The organism is Nocardioides sp. P5_E3, from assembly GCF_054049275.1.
In genome coordinates this window covers 49,183-73,320 of the sequence record NZ_JBFUMR010000006.1, presented here as the reverse complement: position 1 = coordinate 73,320, position 24,138 = coordinate 49,183, and the positions used below count along the sequence as shown (strand labels likewise).

The following is a 24,138-nucleotide window of genomic DNA, read 5'->3' as shown; positions in this document are numbered from 1 at the left end:
GTGAACGGCGTGACGGCCCGGAGAGCAACACCACGGGATGTCGACGCCCTCATCGACCTTCCTGGCGACCCGTGTGTCAGCGGCCCGCCCTCCGCTCAGGTCCGAGAGGACTTCGATGCCCACCGGATGCGGCCGGAGTGGTCCTGGTTGCTCGAAGAGAATGGTCGGGTGGTCGGTCGTGCCCTGTGGTGGGGCCGCGGTGGGACCACACCCAGCGCTCTCGATGCGCTGGACGTGCTTCCCGGGGTGGCTGACCCCCGGGCGGGCGCGGCCCTGCTGCTCCAGGGCGGACACGCCGACTTCTCTTCTCCCGGCGAGCCGGCGTTGCCGGCGTACACGATCCGGCTGGCGCCGGGCTGGCGTGGGGATCCGGACGCGAGCCGTGCGGTCCGGTGGCGGACGGAGGCGTGTTCGGACCAGGGACTCACCCGTCCGCTCGAACGACGTCAGTACGCATGGACGCCGGAGCGGGCGGTCCCGGCGCGAAGCACCCGGGTCGCGTTCCGGCCGGGGACGGACGACGAGTTCATCGAGCTGTTCCGTCAGGCCGCCCGCGGCAGCCTCGATGTCGAGACGCGTCGGGCCCTGGAGACGACTGACGAGCTCAGTCAGGCGCAGGGCGACTTCGAGTTCTACGACAGCTGTCCGGGCGAGCGCGACTGGTGGCGGGTCGCAACCGACACCGTCGGGGCACCGGTCGGCTTCATCGTGCCGTCAGCCACGCCGTACCACCGCAACGTGGGATATCTCGGCGTTCTGCCGGACCAACGCGGCCGTGGCCTGGTCGACGACCTCCTCGGCGAGGTCACCCGGATCCACGCCGCATCAGGGGCGGAACGCATCACCGCCACCACTGACGTGACCAACCTCCCGATGGCGGCGGCATTCGAGCGCGCAAACTACGCGGTGACCGAGAACCGTCTGATCCTGGAGGCGCCCCGCTGATTGTGCACGTGCGCCCGCTCCCACCGTGAAGCCCGCTAGTCTCGAGCCCATGGACCGGACCCTCGATGCAGTGGTACGCGGACGCTTCGCGCTCGTCGTCGCACTGCTCGGCGTGGCCTCGGTCCTCAGCGCAGCCTCGATGGCGCCGACCATCACGACAGAGGGCGTCGCGGTCCTCGCCGCACTGATGGCCGCCACGTCACTGATGGGGATCCACGCCCCGGTACGCGTCCCCGACGCCACCCTCCACTCGCTCCGGCCGCGCCGTCGCGCCGCCGACATCCCGCTCGTGCTCGCCGGACGGACCACCGACGTGGTCCACCCGGTGCGCCCGCGCGCTCCTGGACGCGTCTGACCCGTCGCCCCGCGCGACGTCGTACAGACCCTTCCGCCCGATCCAGGAGACCTCCATGTCACCGCTCGCCCCGCTCAAGCACGCCCTCGCCGCCGTCATGGCCACGACCCACGACGCCCTCGCCGCCCTCGGCGTCTCCGCCGACTCCGCCGTCACCTGGGTGGTCGGCATCGCCTCGCTCGTCGTCCTCGTGCGGCTCCTGCTGCTGCCGTTCGTCATCCACGGCGTCCGCCAGGCCCACGCCGGGGCGCGCGCCCGCCCCCACCTGAAGGGGATCACCGAGCGCTACCGCGGCCGCACGGACGCCGAGAGCCTGCGCGCCCACATGGACGAGCGCCGCGCGGTGTCCGCCGAGCACGGGGTCAGCCGCCTCGGCTGCCTGCCGGTGCTGGTGCAGCTGCCGGTGTGGCTCGCGCTCTACCACCTCGTCTCCGACGTGGCCCACGGCACGGCCGTCGGCGCGATGGGACCGGGGCTGGTGTCGTCGTTCGGTGCCGCCTCCCTCGTCGGCGTCTCGCTCGCCGGCCACGGCTACCTCGGCTCCGGTGGCCCCCACCTCGCCGTCGTGGCCGGGCTCGCGCTGACCGCGGCCGCGCTGTCGTACGTCACCCAGCGGTTCGTGGTCGCGCCCAACACGTCCGTGGACGGCATGCCGGAGGCGATGGTCGCGGCGCAGCGCCTCATGCCCGTGATGTCGGCCGGCGGGATGCTGCTCGCAGGAGGCGTGGTGCCGGTGGCACTGCTCGTCTACTGGGTGTGCAGCTCGACGTGGACGCTCGCCCAGTCGGCGGCGATCGCACGCTGGTGGCCCACCCCCGGGACGGCGGCGGCCGCGCGCCACGTCATGGCGTGACGACGAGGTTGCCGACCTTGCGGCCGGAGTCGACGACGCGGTGGGCCTCGACGATCTCGGCCAGCGGCAGCGTCCGACCGACCACCGGCCGCAGCTCCCCCGCCGCGAGGCGCTCGAGCAGCCACGCGAAGTGGGTGGGATCCTCCACGGATCCTCCGGCGCGGACGTTCCCGCGGGCGAGGACGGTGTCGACGAGACCCGCGACGGCGAGCACCAGCACACCCGACGGTGCGAGCAGGCGGCGACCCGAGCGCCGGTCGAGGTTGCCGACCGCGTCGAGCACGACGTCGTACGTCGTCGCCAGGTCGTGGACCGACGTCCGGGTGTGGTCGACCACCTCGTCCGCCCCGAGCGAGCGCACGAGCTCGGCGTTGCGCCCGCTGCAGACCGCGGTCACGTGCGCGCCGGCCAGGTGCGCGACCTGCACGGCCGCCGTCCCGACCGCGCCGGACGCGCCGTTCACCAGGACGCGCCGGCCGGGTGCCACCACGTCGTCCAGGAAGTGGCGCGCCGTGCTGCCGCCGAAGAGGACGGCGGCGGCGTCCTCGTGCGAGACACCGGCAGGCACCGTCGTGAGTCGGTCGGCGCGGACGGCCGCGAGCTCGGCGTGAGCGCCCATCCCGATCCCGGTCATGCCCGCCACCTCGTCGCCGATCGTCAGGCCGGTGACGCCGGCGCCGAGCGACTCGACCGTCCCCGAGTAGACGACGCCGAGGACCTGCCGGCGCGGGCCGCGCCACCCGAGTGCGAGCCGGCCCGGCACCGCGAAGCCGCGCGGGAAGCGGCACCCGCGGATCCGGGCGTCCCCGGAGTTGACGGTCGTCGCCCGGACGCGCACGACGACCTGGCCCTTCCCTGCGACCGGGTCGGGCAGGTCCCGCACCGCGACGACCTCCGGCGGTCCGTACCGCTCCACGACTGCTGCCTTCACGACCACTCCTCGAGCCCACGGAGACTTACACCTGTAAGCCTGGTGTCGGACACCGTAGCCTTACGCCTGTAAGCCACCCAAGCCCAGGAGTCCTCATGTCCAGACCACCGCTCTCCCGCGACCGCGTCGTCGACGCCGCGAGCCGGGTCGCCGACGCGTCCGGGCTCGCCGGGGTGAGCATGCGCAGCGTGGGACGCGAGCTCGGGGTCGAGGCGATGTCGCTCTACCACCACGTCGCCGGGAAGGAGGCGCTCCTCGACGGCCTCGCGGACTGGGTCTTCGCCCGCATCACGCTGCCGCGGTCGGGCGCGGCATGGCGCGCGGAGATGGAGGAGCGGGCGCGCTCAGCACGGGCCGTGCTCGCCGCCCACCCGTGGGGGCTCGGGCTCCTGGAGTCGCGGCGCTCCCCCGGTCCGGCCACCCTCGGCCACCACGACGCGGTGCTCGGCTGCCTGCGCTCGGCGGGCTTCTCCGTCGCTCTCGCCGCGCACGCCTTCTCGGTGCTCGACGCCTACACCTACGGGTTCGTCCTCACCGAGGTGAACCTGCCCTTCGAGCCCGGCGAGTCGGCCGACGACTTCGTCGCCGACCTCGGCGCGGTGCTCGCCGACCGCCCGCACCTCGCGGAGATGGTGGCCGAGCAGGTCGTGGGACAGGACTACGCCTACGGCGACGAGTTCGACTTCGGCCTCGCGCTCGTGCTCGACGGCCTCGAGCAGCGCGTGCCGCAGGAGATCAGAGGAAGAAGCTGACCACCATCAGCACGGCGGCCACCGCGATCAGCGCCAGTGGCATCGTCGCCGGCTCACGGCGTACGGCACCGGGCAGCGCACGCTGCTCCTCCGAGCCGGCGGCGACCCCGGCGCGGTCACGGGCGGCGTCGACGAGCTCGCGGAGCCGGTGCTCGGCCCAGTCGACGTAGCGCATCCCCTCGTGCGGGCCGTCCCCGGACGACGGAGCGCCGCGGGTCAGCATCGCCTTGCGCCAGGTGCGGCCCAGCACCGTGCTGACGAGGCGCCGGTCGCCGGCGCGGACCGCGAGCACCTGGCGCACGGCCAGCTCCTCGACCGCGGCCAGCTGGACGTGGACCGTCTCGGCGAGGTTGCGCATCACCAGGTGCTCCTCGGTGGCCCACAGCGCCGGGCGCAGCATCGCGGCCCACGACAGGACGCCGACCAGCAGGGCGACGCCGCCCACCCACGCGGGGAAGCCGTCGTCCAGGTAGGCCACCATGGCGACCACGACCGCGGCGCTCAGGAGCACGGCCGCCCAGCCGGAGAACCGTCCACTGGTGGGCGGGAACCGTTCCACGACGGCCTCGCCGTCGTCCTGCAGGCGTGCCATGGTCTCCTCGCTGTTTTGGGCAGACATTGGCCCCCTGCGGATTGCCGGGGGCGTCCGGGCCAACTCTATGCTGGGTCGGTGACACCCACTGCCAGCTCCACGGCGAGCACGACCTCCTCGCACGCGGTCTTCGACGACATCGTGCGCTCGGACTCCTCGCTCCGCCGATTCCTCCACGGCCTCCCCGGCGTCGACCAGGTCGGGTGCGAGGCCCGCGCCGCCGGTCTGGCCACGAGGTCGATCAAGACCACGTCGAAGGCGTACGCCATCGACCTGGCCATCCGGATGGTCGACCTGACCACGCTCGAGGGCCAGGACACCCACGGCAAGGTCCGCGCGCTCGCGTCCAAGGCGATGCGCCCCGACCCGGCCGACCCGACCTGCCCGGCCACCGCTGCCGTGTGCGTCTACCCCGACATGGTCGCCACCGCCAAGCAGACGCTCGGCGACAGCGGCGTCAACGTCGCGGCGGTCGCCACCGCGTTCCCGAGCGGCCGCGCGGCGATGGACATCAAGCTCGCCGACACGCGCGACGCGGTCGAGGCCGGCGCCGACGAGATCGACATGGTCATCGACCGTGGTGCGTTCCTCTCGGGTCGCTACCTCGAGGTCTTCGAGGAGATCGTCCAGGTCCGCGAGGCGTGTGGCGACGCGCACCTCAAGGTGATCTTCGAGACCGGTGAGCTGCAGACCTACGACAACGTCCGCCGGGCCAGCTGGCTCGCGATGATGGCCGGTGGCCACTTCATCAAGACCTCCACCGGCAAGGTCCAGCCCGCCGCGACGCTCCCGGTCACCCTGATCATGCTCGAGGCGGTCCGCGACTTCCGCGAGCAGACCGGGCAGATGATCGGGGTCAAGCCCGCCGGTGGCATCAAGACCACCAAGGACGCCATCAAGTACCTCGTGATGGTCAACGAGATCTGCGGCGAGGACTGGCTCGACCCCGACTGGTTCCGCTTCGGCGCCTCCACGCTGCTCAACGACCTGCTCATGCAGCGCACCAAGATGACGACCGGCCGCTACTCCGGTCCCGACTACTTCACGCTGGACTGATAACCATGACCTTCGAGTACGCCCCCGCGCCCGAGTCGCGCGCCATCGTCGACATCAAGCCGTCCTACGGACTCTTCATCAACGGCGAGTTCGTCGACGGCAACGGCACGTCGTTCAAGACCGTCAACCCCGCCACCGAGGAGGTGCTGGCCGAGGTCGCCGAGGCCAGCGACGCCGACGTCGACGAGGCCGTGAAGGCCGCCCGTCGCGCCTACACCCGCGTCTGGTCACGGATGTCCGGCGCCGAGCGCGCCAAGTACCTCTACCGGATCGCCCGGATCATCCAGGAGCGCGGCCGCGAGCTCGCCGTCCTGGAGTCGATCGACAACGGCAAGCCGATCAAGGAGTCGCGCGACGTCGACGTGCCGATCGTCGCCGCCCACTTCTTCTACTACGCCGGCTGGGCCGACAAGCTCCAGTACTCCGGCTACGGCTCGACCCCGCTCGGCGTCGCCGGCCAGGTCATCCCGTGGAACTTCCCGCTGATGATGCTGGCGTGGAAGATCGCCCCGGCCCTGGCCTGTGGCAACACGGTCGTGCTGAAGCCGGCCGAGACCACCCCGCTGACCGCGCTGCTCTTCGCCGAGATCTGCCAGCAGGCCGACCTGCCGCCCGGCGTCGTCAACATCGTCACGGGCGCCGGTGACACCGGCCGTGCCATCGTGTCGCACCCCGACGTCGACAAGGTGGCCTTCACCGGGTCCACCGAGGTCGGCAAGGCGATCGCCCGCGCGGTCGCCGGCAGCGACAAGAAGGTCACCCTCGAGCTCGGGGGCAAGGCCGCCAACATCGTCTTCGACGACGCCCCGCTCGACCAGGCCGTCGAGGGCATCGTCAACGGCATCTTCTTCAACCAGGGCCACGTCTGCTGCGCCGGCTCGCGCCTGCTCGTGCAGGAGTCCGTCGCCGACGAGGTCATGGAGCGCCTGAAGCGCCGGATGGCCACGCTGCGCGTCGGCGACCCGCTCGACAAGAACACCGACGTCGGCGCCATCAACTCCGCCGAGCAGCTCGCCAAGATCCGCGAGCTCTCCGAGGTCGGCGAGTCCGAGGGCGCCGAGCGCTGGTCGGCTCCCTGCGAGCTGCCGTCCAACGGCTACTGGTTCGCCCCGACCGTCTTCACCGGCGTCACGCAGGCCCACCGGATCGCCCGCGAGGAGATCTTCGGCCCGGTCCTGTCCGTGCTGACCTTCCGCACCCCCTCCGAGGCGATCGAGAAGGCCAACAACACGCCGTTCGGCCTCTCGGCCGGCGTGTGGACCGACAAGGGCTCGCGCATCCTGTCCATGGCCAACCGCCTCCGTGCGGGCGTCGTCTGGGCCAACACGTTCAACAAGTTCGACCCCACCTCGCCGTTCGGCGGCTACAAGGAGTCCGGGTACGGCCGCGAGGGTGGCCGCCACGGTCTCGAGGGCTACCTCAAGAACACGGAGAAGGGAGCGGACGCGTGAGCCGCATCGACGTACGCAAGACGTACAAGCTCTACATCGGGGGCCAGTTCCCGCGCTCGGAGTCGGGTCGCTCCTACGTCGTCAACGACGCCAAGGGCCGCCTGGTCGCCAACGCCGCCCAGGCGTCCCGCAAGGACGCCCGCGACGCCGTCGTCGCCGCCCGTGCTGCCTTCGGTGGCTGGTCCGGCAAGACCCCCTACAACCGCGCGCAGGTCGTCTACCGCATCGCCGAGGTGCTCGAGGGTCGGCGCGAGCAGTTCGAGGCCGAGCTCCGCGCCGCGGAGGGCATCTCCGCGGCCCGCGCGCGCACCTACGTGGACGCGTCGATCGACCGCCTCGTCTGGTACGCCGGCTGGGCCGACAAGATCACCCAGGTCGTCGGCAACGCCAACCCGGTCGCCGGCCCCTACTTCAACCTGTCGACCCCCGAGCCCAGCGGCGTCATCGCCGTCGTCGCCCCGCGCGGCCCCCTGCTCGGCCTCGTCAGCGTCGTCGCGCCGCTCATCATCACCGGCAACACCGTGGTCGTGATCGCCAGCCAGGACAACCCGCTGACCGCGATCACGCTCGGCGAGGTGATGGCCACCAGCGACCTCCCGGGCGGCGTGGTCAACGTGCTCACCGGCTCGCAGACCGAGATCGCCCCGTGGCTGGCCTCGCACATGGACGTCAACGGCATCGACCTGACCGGGGTCGAGGACGCCGAGCTCGCGACCGAGCTCGAGGTGGCCGGGGCCGACAACCTCAAGCGCGTACGCCGTCCCGCCCCCGACACCGACTGGCTCGCCGAGCCCGGCCTGGACCGGATGACGCAGTTCCTCGAGACCAAGACCGTCTGGCACCCGATCGGCGTCTGAGCCGACCGACCCACGACACGACGAAGGCCCCCGGAGATCCTCCGGGGGCCTTCGTGCGTGATGGCGGACGAGCCGATCGATCAGCGGTTGAGCAGGGCCTGGGCCAGCACGCCGAGGATCTCGTTGGGGTTGGTCACGAGGTAGTTCTGGCCACCCGTGGCGGCGGCGATCTGCTCGAGCTCGCCGGTGTCGGCGTCCTGCGAGATGCCGATGACGATCACCTTGACCGGCTTGGCGGGGTCGCGCAGCGACTTGAGCTGGTTGACGAGCGACTCCAGCGACAGCGAGCTCGAGTCGTCGCTGGCACCGTCGGTCATGATCACCACGGAGTTGAACCACGCCGGGTCCCACATCTCCTGCGCGTGCTTGTAGGCCGCGAGGGTGGAGTCCATGACGCCGGTGCCGCCTCTGACCTTGCTGGGCAGGGCGTCGGCCTCGGCGCGGACCTCGTCGCCGTGCGTCTTGCCGTCGGCGGCCGGCGCGTCGAGCCGCTCGAGCGGGGAGTACTCGGCGTACGAGGCGCCGTTCTCGCCGCGGTTCTTGGAGAAGCCCCAGATGCCGATCCGGGCCTGCGCCGGGAAGGCGTCGAGCGCGACCTGGGACGCGGTCACCGCCAGACCGATGCGGGTGGTGTCGCCGATGGCCATCTTCATCGAGCCGGAGAGGTCGACGACCGCCAGGATGCTGGAGGGCACCGACAGCACGCGCCACTGGCGAAGGGTGTCGTCGGTGGTCTTCTGGGCGACCGTGGGGAGCACCGGGGTGCTGCCGAGGCCGATGTCGTTGGGCAGCGCGGTGCCGTCGGGGCCGCGGAGCTCGGCGGCCGCGATGGCCTCCACGCCGGCGCTCGAGGCGAACCAGCGACCGAGGGCGCGGCCCACGCGCGAGGAGAGGTCGCCACCGGAGGCGAGGATGTCCTTGCTGCCGCGGTTCACGTCGATCAGCGGGTACTGCAGCATCGGCGCGCCTGTCTTCGGCGCCACCAGGGTGAGCTGGTCGTTGCTGCGGCGGGCGGCGAGGTAGGCCTGCTCGGTCGCGGGCACCAGCTGGGTGCTGGACGCGGTGATCGTCGAAAGGTCGGTCTCGGTGGCGCTGCCGGCCACGGCGCGCTCGCCGTAGGTCTGGGCGACCGGGACGGTCTTCTCCTCGATGGACAGCGCGGTCTCGCCGGTCTTCTTCATCTCGGCGTACGGCGCGAGCAGCGCGAGCGCGGAGGCACCCTCGGCGCTCGGGTCGGCCATAGAAAGGCTGCCGCCGTCGAGGACGGAGGACCAGGATGCCGGGGCCTTGGCGGCCGGGCCGCCGATGAGGCCGACCGGCGTCTGGGCGAGGACCTCCGCGATCGGCGTACCGGTCCAGCCGGCGCTGGTGAGCTGGCCCTTCCAGGTCGGGCTGTCCGGGATCCAGATCTCGGGGAGCTCGGCGTTGGGGTCGCTCAGCACGGCGACGACGTCCTTCACGGTGCCCGCGGTGACCTGGATGTCGATGCAGGGCTCGTCCTCGTTGACGTCCTTGACCGCCTGGTTGACCAGGTCCTCCATGACCGGGGCGGTGGTCAGCGTGACGACCTCGGAGATGCACTCGGCACCCTCGGGCTCGCCGCTGGCACCGCGCACCGTGAAGAAGCCGACGAGGCCCACGACGAGCGCGAGCGCGAGGCCACCCAGGACGAAGGTCTTGGCGGAGCGGCCTGCGCCACCGGAACCGTCCGCGGTAGCGGACGCGGTCTCGGGCGCAGTCGAGTCGTCGAGACTCATGGAGGTCCTCCCACAGAGGTGTCGATCGAAGGTCTGGGCGAGACTAATGTCCAGCCTTTACCCTCCGTGGCCGAACGACGAAATGAGTTCGCAACAAATGAGCACTGCCCAGGTGGTCGTCCTGGCCGGACCCAGCGGCGCCGGAAAGTCCCGGCTGGCGGAGCGCCTCGGGCTCCCCGTCCTGCGCCTCGACGACTTCTACAAGGACGGCGACGACCCCTCGCTCCCCCGCATCACCACCGGCGCCAACTCCGGGCTCGTCGACTGGGACCACCCGGACTCGTGGCACGAGGCCGACGCCCTCGCCGCGCTGCGCGAGCTGTGCGCCACCGGGCGCAGCGAGGTGCCGATCTACGAGATCGCGCAGAACGGACGCTGCGGCTCACGCACGGTCGACCTCGGCGGCAGCAACCGGTTCGTCGCGGAGGGCATCTTCGCGCCGGAGGTGGTGGCCGCGTGCCGGGAGGCGGGCATCCTCGCCGCGGCCTACTGCATCACCCAGCACCCGCTCGTCACGTTCTGGCGGCGCCTCACCCGTGACCTGCGCGAGCACCGCAAGCCGCCGCGGGTGCTCGTACGCCGCGGGCTGGCACTGATGCGCGACCAGCAGCGGGTCGTCGCCCACGCGGTGCGGCAGGGCTGTCGGCGCGCGACGGGTGACCAGGCGTACGCCGAGCTGACCGCCGACAGCAGCGCCGCTAGCCGTTGATGAGGGCGGCGTAGCCCGGCTTGACGACGCCGTCGATGATCGCGAGCCGCTCGTCGAAGGGCAGGAACGCCGACTTCATCGCGTTGATGGTGAACCAGCGCAGGTCCTCCAGCGGGTAGTCGAACGCCTCCACCAGGCCGAACATCTCCCGCGTCATCGAGGTGCCGCTCATCAGGCGGTTGTCGGTGTTGACGGTGACGCGGAAGCGCAGGTCGGTCAGCAGCCCGATCGGGTGCTCGGCGAAGGACTCCGCCGCCCCGGTCTGGATGTTGGAGCTCGGGCACATCTCGAGCGGGATCCGCTTGTCGCGGACGTAGGCCGCCAGCCGCCCGAGCTCGACCGACCCGTCGTCGTTGACGGTGATGTCGTCGATGATCCGCACGCCGTGGCCGAGCCGGTCGGCGCCGCACCACTGGATCGCCTGCCAGATCGACGGCAGGCCGAAGGCCTCACCGGCGTGGATCGTGAAGTGGGCGTTCTCGCGCTGGAGGTACTCGAAGGCGTCGAGGTGCCGGGTGGGCGGGAAGCCAGCCTCCGCGCCGGCGATGTCGAAGCCGGCGACACCGCGGTCACGCCACGCGATCGCCAGCTCGGCGATCTCCATCGACCGGGCCTGGTGCCGCATCGCGGTCAGCAGCTGGCGTACGACGATCCTGCCGCCGCTGGCGGCCATCCCTGCGTCGAAGCCCTCCTGCACCGCCGCGACGACCTCGTCGAGGGTCAGCCCGCCGCTGACGTGCTGCTCCGGGGCGTAGCGCACCTCGGCGTAGACGACGCCGTCGGCGGCGAGGTCCTCGACGCACTCGCGGGCGACGCGGGCGATCGCCGGACCGTTCTGCATCACCGCGACGGTGTGGTCGAAGGTCTCGAGGTAGCGGACGAGCGAGCCCGAGTCGGCCGACTCCGTGAACCAGTGACCGAGCGACTCCGCGTCCGAGGCGGGCAGCTCGTGGCCGACCTCCGCGGCGAGCTCCACGATCGTCTGCGGGCGCAGCCCGCCGTCGAGGTGGTCGTGCAGCAGGACCTTCGGGGCGGCCTGCACCTGGTCGCGGGTGGGAGTGCTCATCGGCACATCCAAGCAGGGCCCGCCATGGTCAAGCACTATCTTCGTGCGCATGCGCACCTTCACCACGCTCGACGAGGTCGCGGCCGCCGCCGGGTCCGAGATCGGCACCAGCGAGTGGCTCGACGTCGACCAGGCCCGCATCGACGCCTTCGCCGACGCCACGCTCGACCACCAGTGGATCCACGTCGACGTCGACAGGGCAGGCACGGGTCCGTTCGGCACCACCATCGCCCACGGGTTCCTCACCCTGAGCCTGCTCCCCCACTTCGCCTCGCAGGTCTTCCGCCTGGAGACCCCGGGCGCCCGGCTCAACTACGGCCTGGACAAGGTGCGCTTCCCGAGCCCCGTGCCGGTCGACAGCCGGGTACGGTCGCACGTGCGCTTCGGCGAGGTCCGCGACCTCGCGGCCGGCAAGCAGCTCGTCGTGGAGCACACCGTCGAGATCGAGGGCCACGACAAGCCGGCCTGCGTGGCCGCCCACGTGGTGCTGCTCCTCGCCTGAGGCGTCACCGCGACAGCACTGCCTGGGCGAACACCCCCAGCACGTCCTCGGGCTGGGCGGCGAGGTAGGCGTCGCCGCCGGTGACCCGCGCCATCCGGCGCAGGGCGGCGAGGTCGGCGTCGCCGCTGATCGCGATGCCTACCATGCGCACCGGCCGGTCGGGGTCCTTCAGCTCCTCGAGCCGCTGCAGCAGCTGGTCGAGGCTGATCGAGCCGGGGTCCTCGTTGCGGCCGTCGGTCATCAGCACCACGGAGTTGGAGTAGTGCGGCCGGTAGTTCTTCAGCGCCTCGCGGTAGGCGGCCAGCGCCGTGTCGTAGAGCCCGGTGCCGCCGTCGGTCAGGCTGGACATCTCGGCCGCGCGCTCCCGCAGGGCGTAGCGCTGGGTGCGGCCGAAGCGCAGGTCGTCGAGGCGACGGATGGGCTCGAGCTCGCGCCAGTCCTGGCCGGGGCCACCCTGGTCGATCGAGAAGACCCACAGACCGACCCGCGCGTGGTCGGGCAGGAAGCCCAGCCCGATCCTGGCCGCGTCGGCCAGCAGGTCCATGCGCGACCCGTTGCCGGCGTCGGCGTCCATCGAGCCGGAGGCGTCGACGACGGCGAGCATGGCCGACGGCACGCTGAGCTGGCTCCACGAGAAGACCGCCTCGGCGATCGCCTTGGCCGTGGGGGGTCGGAGGACCCCGTCGTCGTCCTTGCTCGGGGGCCGGAGTCCCTCATCGGAGATCAAGGAGCGACCCACCGTGCCCTCGAGGTGCTGGGCCAGAGCCTTCGCCAGCGCACGCGAGCCGGGCGCGGCGTCGGCTGCGACCATGAGCGGGAAGTCCAGGACCGGGGTGCCCACGGGCGGGGTCAGGTCGCGGAGGTCGGCGCGACCGTCGACCGTCTCCAGCTGCTGCTCGGTGGCGACCACCAGCCGCGGTGAGCGGCGCGCGAACATGGCCGGCTGGACGGTGGCGTCCTCTCCGTCAACGGTGCGGGCACCCTGGGCCTGCGCGAAGGGGACCAGGAGCTGGCGAGCGGCGTCGCGGGTCCGACCCACTGCGCGTGCCTCGGCCTCCGGAGCGGTCACCGCGAGGGCGCCCGCGACGGACGACTCCGGGTTGGGCACGGACACCAGGCCCGACGCCTCGGCGTCGCCCCAGGTCGCGAAGCGCTGCGCTGCGTCGCCGCCCACGAGGACCACAGGCGTCCGGGCAAGGCTCTTCACCAGCAGCCTCGGTCGGGGGGCCCGACCGAGGAAGGCCTCGGTGGCCACGAAATGCGCCTCCGGGATCCAGACGTCCGGAAGCCGGCTACCCAGCGACGCGCCGCGGGCGACCTCCATGCCCGGTCGCAGCGCCGGGTCGACCTGCACGCAGTCGGGCGTGACGTCCGCGAGGGCAGCCACCACCACGCTGTACATCTCCGGCGCGACGACGAGGTCGACGCTGCGGAACTCGGCGCACCCGTCGTCGGAGGCGGCGGCCCCGTCGCCGTCGCGGGACAGGGCGAACCAGGTCGCGCCCGCGCCGACGGCCAGCCCTGTCACCAGCACCAGGACCGCCAGCACGGCGGTCGACATCTTCGTGGCGCGGCCGGGTCCGCGCTGGTCGTTGCTCTGCATCGGGTTCCCCCAAGATCCCTAAGGTAAAGAAACGCTAGGAGGAGGCCCGGGCAACCCGGTTGCTACTGGCCGGTCATCGTCAGAGTTGGGGAGGGCGCTGCGCGCCGGCCGTCAGCCGATCCGGTCGAGCACGATCTCCGTGCCGACGCCGCTCGCGTCGCCACCGATGTCGAAGCCACCCTCGAGCGAGGCCAGCGCCCGCTCGAAACGCGCCGGCTCGTCGGTGAGCAGCGTGAACAGCGGCTGCCCCTCGGCGACCTCGTCGCCGGGCCGCGCGTGCCAGACGACGCCGGCACCCGCCTGCACCGGGTCCTCCTTGCGCGCCCGCCCGGCACCGAGGCGCCAGGCGGCCATGCCGACCGCCATCGCGTCGAGCCGAGTGAGGGTGCCGCTCGACGGCGCCGTGACGACGTGCGACTCCTTCGCCTCGGGGAGGGCGGCGTCCGGATCGCCGCCCTGGGCGCGGATCATCGCCTTCCACGCGTCCATCGCCGAGCCGTCGGCCAGCTTGTCGGCCGGGTCGACGTCGTCGCGTCCGGCGCCGGCGAGCATCTCGCGGGCCAGGGCCAGGGTCAGCTCCACCACGTCGGCGGGACCGCCACCCGCCAGGACGTCCACGGACTCCTGCACCTCGACCGCGTTGCCCGCGGTCAGCCCGAGCGGGGTCGCCATGTCGGTGAGCAGGGCAACGGTGTGCACGCCCGCGTCGGTGCCGAGCGCCACCATCGTCTCGGCCAGCTCGCGCGCCGAGTCGAGGTCCTTCATGAAGGCGCCGCTGCCGACCTTGACGTCGAGCACCAGTGCCCCGGTGCCCTCGGCGATCTTCTTGCTCATGATCGAGCTGGCGATCAGCGGGATCGCCTCGACCGTGCCGGTGACGTCGCGCAGGGCGTACAACTTCTTGTCGGCCGGGGCGAGGCCGTCTCCGGCGGCGCAGATCACGGCGCCGACGTCCTCGAGGATGGCGAACATCTCCTCGTTGCTCAGCGCCGCACGCCACCCGGGGATCGACTCGAGCTTGTCGAGCGTGCCGCCGGTGTGGCCCAGGCCGCGGCCCGAGAGCTGGGGGACCGCGACGCCGCAGGCCGCGACCAGGGGGGCCAGCGGCAAGGTGATCTTGTCGCCGACGCCGCCGGTGGAGTGCTTGTCGGCAGTCGGGCGCGAGAGCGAGGAGAAGTCCATCCGCTCCCCCGAGGCGATCATCGCGCCGGTCCAGCGCGAGATCTCCCGGCGGTTCATGCCGTTGAGCAGGATCGCCATGGCGAGCGACGACATCTGCTCGTCGGCGACGTCGCCGCGCGTGTAGGCGTCGATCACCCAGTCGATCTGGCTGTCGGACAGCTCGTGCTTGTCGCGCTTGGCGAGGATCACCTCGACGGCGTCGTGGGCAGCCACTAGTCGGTTCCTTCCGATGCTGCGTCGGCCAGGTCGGCCATGTGGGTGAGGTCGTCGGGTCCGAAGGCGTCGGGCAGCACCTCGGACATGGGCTTGACCCCCGAAACGGTCCAGACCAGCAGGTCACGTCCGCCGTGCTCGAACAGGAGCTGGCGGCACCGGCCGCACGGCATGATGATCTCACCCCCGCCGTTGACGCAGACGAAGTGCGTCAGCCGACCGCCGCCGGTGGAGTACAGCTGGGACACCAGGCCGCACTCGGCGCACAGCACGACGCCGTACGCCGCGTTCTCCACGTTGCAGCCGGTCACGACCCGGCCGTCGTCGACCCGCGCAGCCGCGCCCACCTTGTAGTGGGAGTAGGGGGCGTAGGCCCGCCGCATCACCCCGGTGGCAGCCGCCCTCAGCTCGTCCCAGCCCTGTTGGTCCAACGTCTCGTGCACGGCGTCCTCCACCTTCTCTGCCACCTCGGCCCTCCACCTTCTCCTGCAAGCGGCCACTATGGCGCATACGGCGAACCAGCGGTCTTTGGCAGGTTCCGCCGAAAGTCGTCCGGCGACTTTTATGTCTCAAACGCATTTCAGAAGTTCAGAACCTCGTGACGGGGTGCGCCCCGGCAGGCATCATGCTCCCGGAACGCTGACCCCACCCCGGGGTGCACGAACTTGGAGGCATTTGTGTTGAAGACGAGGAAGGTCGTCTCGAGCGGCCTCGTGGCGCTGCTCGCCGCCGCGACCCTGGCTGCGTGTGGTGACGCGCCCGAGGAAGACACCAACACCGGGAGCGGGAGCGACAGCAGCCCGGCTGCCAGCGACTTCCTGCCGTGCATCGTGTCCGACGCGGGTGGGTTCGACGACAAGTCGTTCAACCAGCTCGGCTTCGAGGGCGCCACGCAGGCGGCCGACGAGCTCGGTGTCGAGCTCAAGGCCGTCGAGTCGAACAGCGAGAACGACTACGGCCCCAACCTGGAGAGCCTGGTCGGCGAGGGCTGCGACGCCATCGTCACCGTCGGCTTCGCCCTGGCCGCGGCGACCAAGGAGTCGGCCGCCGCCAACCCCGACATCGAGTACGTCCTGATCGACGACTCCGCCGACGGCGGCGACGACGGTGCGACCTTCGACGGCAAGGCCGACGTGGAGAACATCAAGCCGCTGCTCTACAACACCGCCGAGGCCGCGTTCCTCGCCGGCTACGCCGCTGCTGACTACACCAAGACCGGCAAGGTCGGCACCTACGGCGGCATGCCCTTCCCGACCGTCACCATCTTCATGGACGGCTTCAAGCAGGGCGCGGAGTACTACGCCAAGGAGAAGAAGAAGGACGTCGAGGTCGTCGGCTGGGACGGCAAGAACGGTTCCTTCACCGGTGGCTTCGAGGCCAACGAGGCCGCGACCAGCACCGCCAAGCAGATCCTCGACCAGGACGTCGACGTGATCCTGCCGGTCGGCGGTCCGATCTACCAGGGCGCGATCACCGCGATCGAGGACTCGGGCAACGACATCGCGATGGTGGGCGTCGACGCCGACCTCTTCGAGACCGACCCGAGCACCCAGGACTACGTCATGACCTCGATCCTCAAGGGCATGAAGGTCTCCACCTACGAGGCCATCATGGCCGCGGGCAACGACGAGTTCGACTTCGAGCCCTACATCGGCACCCTCGAGAACGACGGCGTCGGCATCGCGCCGTTCCACAACTTCGAGGACAAGGTCAGCCCCGAGCTGGCCGGCGAGCTCGACGAGGTGAGGGCCGGCATCATCGACGGCTCCATCAAGGTCAAGTCCTACCTGGGCTGATCACCAGCACGCTCCACGATGGAGGGAGGCCGACGGTTTCGTCGGCCTCCCTTCTCCGTGTCGAGGCAGGCTCGCGGCCGACTCCCGGCCGCCCCGTACCAGACCCCCGGTCCAGACCTCCGGACCATCCCGACCCCTAGGATGCGATGCCATGAGACTCGTCCTGCGAGGCATCACCAAACGCTTCGGCAGCGTGGTGGCCAACGACTCGATCTCCCTCACGGTGGAGCCCGGTGAGATCCACTGCCTCCTCGGCGAGAACGGTGCCGGCAAGTCGACGCTGATGAACGTGCTCTACGGCCTCTACAAGGCCGACGAGGGCGAGATCGAGCTCGACGGCGAGGTCCAGCACTTCACCGGTCCCGGCGACGCGATGGCGGCCGGCATCGGCATGGTCCACCAGCACTTCATGCTCATCCCCGTCTTCACCGTGGCCGAGAACGTCATGCTCGGCAACGAGACCACCGGCTTCGCCGGCACGCTGGACCTCGCCGAGGCCAGCAAGCGCGTCACGGAGATCTCCGAGCGCTTCGGCTTCCACGTCAACCCCGACGCCGTGGTCGAGGACCTCCCCGTCGGCGTTCAGCAGCGCGTGGAGATCATCAAGGCCCTCTCCCGCGACGCCGAGCTGCTCGTCTTCGACGAGCCCACTGCGGTGCTCACCCCGCAGGAGACCGACGAGCTGATGGACATCATGCGCCAGCTCAAGGAGGCCGGGAAGGCCATCGTCTTCATCACCCACAAGCTCCGCGAGGTCCGCGAGGTCGCCGACCGGATCACCGTCATCCGCCTCGGCAAGGTCGTCGGCGAGGCCGACCCCAAGGCCAGCAACGCCGAGCTCGCCTCGATGATGGTCGGCCGCCCCGTCGAGCTGGTCGTCCACAAGGACGCCGCGACGCTCGGCGACGACGCGCTGGTGGTCAAGGACCTCCGCGTGGTCGACCTGGCCGGCCACACGCAGGTCGACGGCCTCAGCTTCACCATCCGCGGCGGCGAGGTCCTCGCCGTCGCCGGCGTCCAGGGCAACGGCCAGACCGAGCTGACCGAGGCCATCCTCGGCCTCCAGGAAGACGTCAGCGGCTCCATCAACCTCGACGGCGTCGAGCTGGTCGGCCGCTCGACGCGCAAGATCCTCGACGCCGGTGTCGGGTTCATCCCCGAGGACCGGCAGGTCGACGGCCTCGTGCCCGGCTTCACCATCGCCGAGAACCTCATGCTCAACCGCAGCTTCAAGTCGCCGTTCGTCAGGAACGGCTCGCTACGCATCGGCGCCCTGCGCGAGTTCGCCCAGAAGAAGCTCACCGAGTACGACGTCCGCGCCCGCGACATCGACTCGCTGGCCGCCAACCTCTCCGGCGGCAACCAGCAGAAGGTCGTCGTGGCCCGCGAGCTCTCCCGCGACCTCCGGCTGCTCGTCGCCGCCCAGCCCACCCGCGGTGTGGACGTCGGCTCGATCGAGTTCATCCACAAGCAGATCGTCGCGACCCGCGACAGCGGCATCCCGGTCCTGGTGGTCTCCACCGAGCTCGACGAGGTGGTCGCGCTCGCCGATCGGATCATGGTGCTCTACCGCGGCAAGGTCGTCGGCATCGTCGCGGCCGACACGCCCCGCGAGACCCTCGGACTCATGATGACCGGCGAACGCCCGAAGGACCTGAAGGACGTGGTCGCGTGAATGACACCCCCCAGCCCCAGCCCGAGAAGCCCGAGGCGCCCGTGACGGACGACGAGGCGACCCGGGGGGCGACGGCCACGGACACGACGACCGAGGCTCCCGAACCCGACCCCCACGACGCGCGGGCCGAACGCTCGCGGTCCGTGCTGCGCGAGATCGCCTCCGGCGACGTCCTCGCCGGCGTGCTGGCGGTGTTCCTCGCGGTCTTCGTCGGCTCGGTGATGATCGCGGCGACGGACGACGTGGTGCGCGAGACCGCCGGCTACATCACTGCCCGACCCTCGGACTTCTTCACCGCCGTGTGGGAGGCCATCTCCGGCGCCTACAGCGCGATGTTCCGCGGCGCTGTCTACAACTACAACCTCACCGAGCCGGCCCAGCAGTGGCGCCCGCTGACGGAGACGTTCAAGTTCGCCGGCCCCCTGATCCTCGGCGGCCTCGGCGTCGGCCTCGCCTTCCGGGCAGGACTGTTCAACATCGGTGGCCGCGGCCAGATGCTCATCGCCGGTGGCGCTGCCGGCTGGGTCGGCTTCAACTTCGACCTGCCACTGGTCATCCACCTGCCGCTCGCGATCCTCGTCGGCATGGCGTTCGGCGCACTGTGGGGCGGCATCGCGGGTGTGCTGAAGGCCCGCACCGGCGCGCACGAGGTGATCGTCACGATCATGCTCAACTACGTCGCCTACTACCTGCTCTTCTGGGCCCTCACCAAGGAGTGGCTGCTCAAGACGCCCGGCTCGGTGAACCCGAAGTCACCGCCGATGAAGGACTCGGCGACGCTGCCCAAGGTGCTCGGCGACCAGTTCAACCTCCACCTCGGCTTCGTGATCGCGCTCGCCGCGGTCGCTGTCGCATGGTGGCTGCTCAACCGCTCCACCCTCGGCTACCGCATCCGCGCCGTCGGTGAGAACCCGCACGCGGCGCGCGCCTCCGGCATCAACGTCGGCAGGATCTACATCGTCGTGATGATGATCGCCGGCTCCCTGCTCGGCCTCGCAGGCGTGAACCAGGTGCTCGGCACCGTGTCCAGCGGCGTCTCGCTCGACCTCGACGCATCGATCGGCTTCGACGCCATCACCGTGGCGCTGCTCGGCCGCTCCCGCCCGCTCGGCATCCTGGCCGCCGGGCTCCTGTTCGGAGCCTTCAAGGCCGGTGGCTTCACCATGCAGACCTCGGAGAACATCTCGGTGGACCTGGTGCTCGTGGTGCAGTCGCTGATCGTCCTCTTCCTCGCCGCCCCTCCCCTGGTGCGCGCGATCTTCCGGCTCCCCGCCCAGGAGGCCAAGTGAGCATCGTGACCGACCTGCCCACCCCCGAGAGCGGCGGCCTGGCTCCCGACGGCGCCGTGACGCACAGTCGCGGCTCGGGCGCACGCAAGCTCCCGATCGTGCTCGGCGTGCTGACCCTGCTCCTCGCCGGCATCCTGCTCCGCTCGAGCCCGTCGGGTGACACGACGTTCCAGCTCTCGACGGTGACCGACTTCGTCACCCTTCCCGACATCGTGGTGCCGTCCGGCCCCACCGCCTGGCTGATGGTGGTGATCTGCCTGGGGCTCACCGCGGAGGCCGTGCGCCGCATGCTCACCCGCGTGAGCCAGCCGATGTGGATCCCGATCAGCTTCGCGATCGTCTGGATGATCGGCTTCCTCAGCTGGGCGGCCGCCGGCGACCGGATCCGGGTCGTCAGCCTGCTCGGCGGCGCTGTGGCGCTTGCGATCCCGCTCGTCTTCGGCGCGTTGGGCGGCGTGCTCGGCGAGCGCGCAGGCGTGGTCAACATCGCCATCGAGGGCCAGCTGCTCCTCGGCGCGTTCGCCGCTGCCGTCACCGCCTCGATGACCGGCTCGCCGTGGGCCGGCGTGGCGGCTGCCGCGGTGGCCGGTGCCCTCGTCGCGCTGATCCTCGGCCTGTTCGCGATCACCTACTTCGTCGACCAGGTCATCGTCGGCGTGGTCCTCAACGTGCTCGTGGTCGGCCTGACCAACTTCCTGTTCCGCCAGGTGCTCACGCCCAACGCCGAGTCGCTGAACTCCCCCGAGCGCCTGCGCGCAGTGCCGATCCCGATCCTCGGCGACATCCCGCTCATCGGCCCGATCTTCTTCCGGCAGACCCCGCTCGTCTACCTGCTCTACGTCGTCGTCGCGGTCGTGGCCTTCGCGCTCTACCGCACCCGCTGGGGCCTGCGGGTGCGTGCGGTCGGGGAGCACCCGAAGGCCGCCGACACCGTCGGCATCAAGGTCAACCGCACCCGCTACCGCACGATCCTGCTCGCGGGTGCGATCGCGGGCCTCGGCGGCGCCTACTTCAGCCTCGTCTCGGTCGCCGGCTTCAACCGCGAGATGACAGGAGGCGCCGGCTACATCGCGCTGGCCGCCGTCATCTTCGGCAAGTGGGACCCGATCCGCGCGACGCTGGCGGCGCTGCTCTTCGGCTTCGCGACCAACCTGCAGGGAGTGCTCTCGGCCATCGGCTCGCCCGTGCCGAGCCAGTTCATGCTGATGCTCCCCTACCTCGTCACCATCTTCGCGGTGGCGGGCCTGGTGGGCCGCTCCCGGCCGCCGGCCGCGGACGGCGTGCCCTACCGACAACAGTAGGTCAGCTCGAGGAGGGCCCGGCGCCGTGCGCCGGGCCCTTCTTGCTCATCCGGCGACGCGGGGCACGTCGTCCTCGACGAACCGCGGCTGGCAGGCGAACCAACCGGCGAGCACCCCGGGCACGGCGGTGGCGGCGAGCACCACGAGCGGCGTCGTCCACGACCCTGTCGCCTCGCGGAGCAGGCCGAGGCCGATCGGCCCGAGGCAGGCCAGCCCGTAGCCGATGCCCTGGACGAAGCCCGACACGGTCGAGGCGGACTGCGGGGTCCGGGTCCGATGGTTGATGAGCGTCATGCAGAGCGGGAACGTGCTCACGCCGATGCCCAGCGCGCACACCCACAGCACGGTGCCGTCGAGCGGCGAGACGGCCAGGCCGACGTACCCGAGGACCAGGACGACCGAGCACGCCACGACGACCACGAACGGGTTGCGCATGCGGGTGGCGACCTGAGGGACCACCAGGGCTGCGAGCACGCCCCACGCCGAGTAGAGGCCGACCATCGTCCCGCCGAGCGACGCGCTCCCACCGGCATCGGTGAGCACCGCCGGCACCCACGTGATGATGCTGTAGTTGGAGAGCGACATCATGGCGAACAGGACCACCAGCCCCCAGACCGTCGACGACCGACCGACCTTCAGCTTGTCGGCGGGCGTCGCGGCCACGGCCGGCACGTGGTGGTCGGCGGGCAGCTTCACCGCGAGAACGAACCAGACCACCGCGGCCACCGCGGCCGGAACTGCCCAGATCCCCACCGAGACCCGCCAGCCCGCTGCCTCGGCGACGGGCACGGCCAGGAGGGGTGCCACGAACTGACCGGTCTGCATCAGCAGCAGGTACGACGACGTCCACAGGGCGATGCGATCGGCGAACCACGCCTTGATGAGCGGCACGAGCACCACGTTGGCGGCGCCGATGCCCGCCAGCGCCAGGACGGTCGACGCGACCAGCGCTGCGGGCGTCGGCGAGAGCGCCCGCAGCACGAGGGAGAGCGCCGAGAGGCCGAGGGCGGCAGTGGCGGTTCGCTCGAGCCCGTACCTCCTCGTCACGACCGGGGCCAGGAAGCCGAAGACGGCGAACGTGGCCGCCGGCACGGTTCCCAGCAGGCCGGCGAGGGCGAGTCCGAACCCCAGGTCCGACCCGATGATCTCCAGCAACGGCGTGATGCCCGTGACCGCCGTCCGCAGGTTCAGCGCCGTGAGGGCGATCGCGAGCCCGGCCCACAGGGCAAGACGTCCGCGGGTGGCCGGGCCAGATCCTCCGGGGGTGGGTGCGGTGGCGGTGGGGATGGTCAAGACTTGCTCCGAGGTCGCGACGAATGATGGGATCATGGGATGAATCACCCGGAGTCTGGCACACCCCCGCCGGTGCGTCGAGTGGGGCTGATCGACCAGGTCGCCGCGCTCTTCCAGGAGGAGATCACCTCCGGCCGGTGGCCGGTCGGCGAGCGGATCCCCGTCGAGGCCGACCTGGTGGCGGCCTTCGGGGCCGGCCGGAACACCGTCCGCGAGGCGTTGCAGTCGCTCGTCCACGCGGGTCTCCTCAGCCGGGAGCAGGGCCGCGGCACGTTCGTGATCTCGACCTCCGAGCTCAGCGGGTCGCTCGCCCGGCAGCTGGCCGGCGGCAGCAGGCACCACTACCTCGAGCTGCGCCTGGCACTCGACAGCACCGCCGCCTCGCTCGCGGCGCTGCGGCGCACGGACGCCGACATCGAGCAGCTCCGCGAGCTGAGGAACCGGCGCGAGGAGAGCTGGTCGTCCGACGACCCCGACGTACGGGCAGGTGCGGACCTCGCGCTGCACCGCGCGATCGTGGCGGCGACTCACAACCCTCTCTACCTGCAGCTCTACTCGAGCATGACGGACGTCTTCGCGAGCCACATGCGCCACGAGGAGTCCGGGGACGACGCCGCGTCGCACCGCCACCACCACGACCTCGTCGAGGCGGTCGCCGAGGGGGACGCGGACCGCGCGTCCGCTCTCGTCCGGTCGATCTTCGACCCCTTCATGCACTGACGCGGCAGCCCCCCGCCCGGTGCATCCGGGGTCGTCGGATCGGGGTACGGTGCCCTGCACCCGACGGACACTCGGAGGTTCTGATGGTTTCCCACGACGGCGAGCGCTCCTGGCCCGCGGGAGGGGCCCTTGGGGACGGCGCCCGTGACCAGAGCAGCGAGCGCTACTCCTCGATGTTCACCCACCACCCCCACGCCACCTACTCGGTCGACCCGCGGGGCTACTTCACCGACGCCAACGCGCGGTCGCTCGAGATGACCGGGCTGAGCCTCGAGGAGATGCGCCAGACCCACTTCGGGCAGGTCATCCACCCCGAGGACCTGCACCTCATCCAGGACGGCTTCGACCGTGCCATGGCGGGTGATCCGCAGGTGGTCGAGGCGCGGGTCGTGCGCATCGACGGCGAGGTCGTCGACATCCGCTGCACGGCCATCCCGGTCATCATCGGCGACGAGGTCGTCGGCGTGCACGGGGTCACCGAGGACGTCACCGAGGCCAAGCGCGTGCTGCGCGAGCTCGAGGAGGCCAACGCCGCCAAGACGCTCTTCCTGGCCACCGTGAGCCACGAGGTCCGTACGCCGCTCGCCGCGCTGGTGGGCGCGTCCGAGCTGCTGATCGACACCGACCTGCCGCCCGAGCCCGAGCACTTCGCCCGGATCGTGCACCGCTCCGGCGAGCGCCTCATGCACCTGGTGCAGGAGATCCTGGAGTTCTCCGGGCTCGAGGCGCGCCAGACCGTGCTGCGGAGGGTTCCGGTCGACCTGCGCGCGATCATCGACGACGTGGCGTCGTGGGCGGTCCCGCTCGCCGAGTCGCAGGGCCTCGCCATCACCCTGGCCGTGGACGAGGGGGTCCCCGCGACCGGCCTCGGCGACACCCGGCGCATCACGCAGGTCGTCACCAACCTCGTCCAGAACGCCATCGCCTACACCGAGCACGGCTCGGTCGACGTGCGCGTCAGCGGCCGCCCCTGCTCGGCGGACGGCCCGGGCGTCGGCAGCTGGGTGGACGTCCGCGTCCGCGACACCGGGATCGGGATCGCGGACGAGGACCTCCGCACGCTCTTCGACCCGTTCGTCCAGGCCGACCCGCAGTCCGCGGGCGACCGCCTCGGCGTCGGACTCGGCCTGGCCATCTGCCGCGAGCTGGTCGACCTGATGAGCGGTCACCTCGGCGTCGAGTCCACCCTCGGCGAGGGCAGCACCTTCACCTTCGGCCTGCCGCTGCCGCCCGCCTGACG

At 71.2% G+C, this 24,138-nt stretch carries 23 protein-coding genes; 15 read left to right on the top strand and 8 right to left on the bottom strand.

What is annotated here, in order from left to right; all coding sequences use genetic code 11:
* The 3 genes from ACXJKB_RS05140 to yidC are packed head-to-tail and all read left to right on the top strand — an operon-like array spanning position 1 to position 2,153.
* Positions 1–945: a GNAT family N-acetyltransferase gene (locus tag ACXJKB_RS05140; RefSeq protein ID WP_457186054.1), complete on the top strand. Its 945-nt coding sequence runs from the start codon at positions 1–3 to the stop codon at positions 943–945.
* A gap of 49 nt (positions 946–994) precedes the next feature.
* Positions 995–1,300, top strand: a complete 306-nt coding sequence (locus tag ACXJKB_RS05135; protein ID WP_457186052.1) for a hypothetical protein — start codon at positions 995–997, stop codon at positions 1,298–1,300.
* A gap of 55 nt (positions 1,301–1,355) precedes the next feature.
* Positions 1,356–2,153 (top strand): membrane protein insertase YidC, encoded by a 798-nt coding sequence (yidC, locus tag ACXJKB_RS05130; protein ID WP_457186050.1) that lies wholly within the window; start codon positions 1,356–1,358, stop codon positions 2,151–2,153.
* Here yidC and ACXJKB_RS05125 read toward each other — a convergent pair.
* A complete protein-coding gene (locus tag ACXJKB_RS05125) occupies positions 2,143–3,084 on the bottom strand; it encodes an NAD(P)-dependent alcohol dehydrogenase (protein WP_457186048.1) in 942 nt (313 codons plus the stop codon). The genes yidC and ACXJKB_RS05125 overlap by 11 nt on opposite strands.
* A gap of 95 nt (positions 3,085–3,179) precedes the next feature.
* On the opposite strand from ACXJKB_RS05125, the gene ACXJKB_RS05120 reads away from it, so the two are divergent.
* Positions 3,180–3,836 carry a TetR/AcrR family transcriptional regulator gene (locus ACXJKB_RS05120; protein ID WP_457186046.1) on the top strand — a complete coding sequence of 219 codons (657 nt, stop codon included), beginning with the start codon at positions 3,180–3,182 and terminating at the stop codon, positions 3,834–3,836.
* On the opposite strand, the gene ACXJKB_RS05115 is transcribed toward ACXJKB_RS05120, so the two are convergent.
* Complete coding sequence (locus ACXJKB_RS05115; RefSeq protein ID WP_457186044.1) at positions 3,820–4,428, bottom strand: hypothetical protein; 609 nt, start codon at positions 4,426–4,428, stop codon at positions 3,820–3,822. The genes ACXJKB_RS05120 and ACXJKB_RS05115 overlap by 17 nt on opposite strands.
* Before the next feature lie 78 nt (positions 4,429–4,506).
* On the opposite strand from ACXJKB_RS05115, the gene deoC reads away from it, so the two are divergent.
* From deoC to ACXJKB_RS05100, 3 genes are read left to right on the top strand one after another with little or no spacing between them, the layout of a single operon-like run.
* Positions 4,507–5,484, top strand: coding sequence for a deoxyribose-phosphate aldolase (deoC, locus tag ACXJKB_RS05110; protein ID WP_457186042.1), 978 nt, complete (start codon positions 4,507–4,509; stop codon positions 5,482–5,484).
* A gap of 5 nt (positions 5,485–5,489) precedes the next feature.
* Positions 5,490–6,935: an aldehyde dehydrogenase family protein gene (locus tag ACXJKB_RS05105; RefSeq protein WP_457186040.1), complete on the top strand. Its 1,446-nt coding sequence runs from the start codon at positions 5,490–5,492 to the stop codon at positions 6,933–6,935.
* Positions 6,932–7,792 (top strand): aldehyde dehydrogenase family protein, encoded by an 861-nt coding sequence (locus ACXJKB_RS05100; protein ID WP_457186038.1) that lies wholly within the window; start codon positions 6,932–6,934, stop codon positions 7,790–7,792. Before ACXJKB_RS05105 ends, ACXJKB_RS05100 begins: the two co-directional genes overlap by 4 nt.
* 80 nt (positions 7,793–7,872) lie before the next feature.
* Here ACXJKB_RS05100 and ACXJKB_RS05095 read toward each other — a convergent pair whose 3' ends face one another.
* On the bottom strand, positions 7,873–9,549 hold the full coding sequence (locus tag ACXJKB_RS05095) for a substrate-binding domain-containing protein (protein WP_457186036.1): 1,677 nt from the start codon (positions 9,547–9,549) through the stop codon (positions 7,873–7,875).
* Between the two features lie 97 nt (positions 9,550–9,646).
* Between ACXJKB_RS05095 and ACXJKB_RS05090 the strand changes: the two genes are divergently transcribed.
* Positions 9,647–10,258, top strand: a complete 612-nt coding sequence (locus ACXJKB_RS05090) for an ATP-binding protein (RefSeq protein WP_457186034.1) — start codon at positions 9,647–9,649, stop codon at positions 10,256–10,258.
* On the opposite strand, the gene ACXJKB_RS05085 is transcribed toward ACXJKB_RS05090, so the two are convergent.
* Positions 10,248–11,324, bottom strand: coding sequence for an adenosine deaminase (locus ACXJKB_RS05085; RefSeq protein ID WP_457186032.1), 1,077 nt, complete (start codon positions 11,322–11,324; stop codon positions 10,248–10,250). The genes ACXJKB_RS05090 and ACXJKB_RS05085 overlap by 11 nt on opposite strands.
* Before the next feature lie 49 nt (positions 11,325–11,373).
* On the opposite strand from ACXJKB_RS05085, the gene ACXJKB_RS05080 reads away from it, so the two are divergent.
* On the top strand, positions 11,374–11,826 hold the full coding sequence (locus tag ACXJKB_RS05080; RefSeq protein WP_457186030.1) for a MaoC family dehydratase: 453 nt from the start codon (positions 11,374–11,376) through the stop codon (positions 11,824–11,826).
* A gap of 4 nt (positions 11,827–11,830) precedes the next feature.
* Here ACXJKB_RS05080 and ACXJKB_RS05075 read toward each other — a convergent pair whose 3' ends face one another.
* The 3 genes from ACXJKB_RS05075 to ACXJKB_RS05065 all read right to left on the bottom strand — a co-directional run bounded on the left by ACXJKB_RS05075 (position 11,831) and on the right by ACXJKB_RS05065 (position 15,291).
* Positions 11,831–13,429: a VWA domain-containing protein gene (locus ACXJKB_RS05075; RefSeq protein WP_457186028.1), complete on the bottom strand. Its 1,599-nt coding sequence runs from the start codon at positions 13,427–13,429 to the stop codon at positions 11,831–11,833.
* Between the two features lie 111 nt (positions 13,430–13,540).
* On the bottom strand, positions 13,541–14,824 hold the full coding sequence (locus ACXJKB_RS05070; RefSeq protein ID WP_457186026.1) for a thymidine phosphorylase: 1,284 nt from the start codon (positions 14,822–14,824) through the stop codon (positions 13,541–13,543).
* Positions 14,824–15,291 carry a cytidine deaminase gene (locus ACXJKB_RS05065; protein WP_457186024.1) on the bottom strand — a complete coding sequence of 156 codons (468 nt, stop codon included), beginning with the start codon at positions 15,289–15,291 and terminating at the stop codon, positions 14,824–14,826. Before ACXJKB_RS05065 ends, ACXJKB_RS05070 begins: the two co-directional genes overlap by 1 nt.
* Before the next feature lie 210 nt (positions 15,292–15,501).
* Here ACXJKB_RS05065 and ACXJKB_RS05060 point away from each other — a divergent pair, with 210 nt between their 5' ends.
* The 4 genes from ACXJKB_RS05060 (at position 15,502) to ACXJKB_RS05045 (ending at position 20,885) form a co-directional block, all read left to right on the top strand.
* The gene (locus ACXJKB_RS05060; protein ID WP_457186022.1) at positions 15,502–16,620 is read left to right on the top strand and encodes a BMP family lipoprotein; all 1,119 of its coding nucleotides are present in this window, start codon (positions 15,502–15,504) and stop codon (positions 16,618–16,620) included.
* 151 nt (positions 16,621–16,771) lie between these two features.
* On the top strand, positions 16,772–18,295 hold the full coding sequence (locus tag ACXJKB_RS05055; RefSeq protein ID WP_457186020.1) for an ABC transporter ATP-binding protein: 1,524 nt from the start codon (positions 16,772–16,774) through the stop codon (positions 18,293–18,295).
* On the top strand, positions 18,292–19,584 hold the full coding sequence (locus tag ACXJKB_RS05050; RefSeq protein WP_457186018.1) for an ABC transporter permease: 1,293 nt from the start codon (positions 18,292–18,294) through the stop codon (positions 19,582–19,584). The genes ACXJKB_RS05055 and ACXJKB_RS05050 overlap by 4 nt, the downstream gene beginning before the upstream one ends.
* Positions 19,581–20,885 (top strand): ABC transporter permease, encoded by a 1,305-nt coding sequence (locus tag ACXJKB_RS05045; protein ID WP_457186016.1) that lies wholly within the window; start codon positions 19,581–19,583, stop codon positions 20,883–20,885. Before ACXJKB_RS05050 ends, ACXJKB_RS05045 begins: the two co-directional genes overlap by 4 nt.
* 45 nt (positions 20,886–20,930) lie before the next feature.
* Here ACXJKB_RS05045 and ACXJKB_RS05040 read toward each other — a convergent pair whose 3' ends face one another.
* Positions 20,931–22,178 (bottom strand): MFS transporter, encoded by a 1,248-nt coding sequence (locus tag ACXJKB_RS05040; protein WP_457186014.1) that lies wholly within the window; start codon positions 22,176–22,178, stop codon positions 20,931–20,933.
* 72 nt (positions 22,179–22,250) lie between these two features.
* On the opposite strand from ACXJKB_RS05040, the gene ACXJKB_RS05035 reads away from it, so the two are divergent.
* Complete coding sequence (locus ACXJKB_RS05035) at positions 22,251–22,898, top strand: FadR/GntR family transcriptional regulator (protein WP_457186012.1); 648 nt, start codon at positions 22,251–22,253, stop codon at positions 22,896–22,898.
* Positions 22,899–22,981: 83 nt separating this feature from the next.
* Positions 22,982–24,136, top strand: a complete 1,155-nt coding sequence (locus ACXJKB_RS05030; protein WP_457186010.1) for a sensor histidine kinase — start codon at positions 22,982–22,984, stop codon at positions 24,134–24,136.
* The last annotated feature ends 2 nt before the right edge of the window (positions 24,137–24,138 follow it).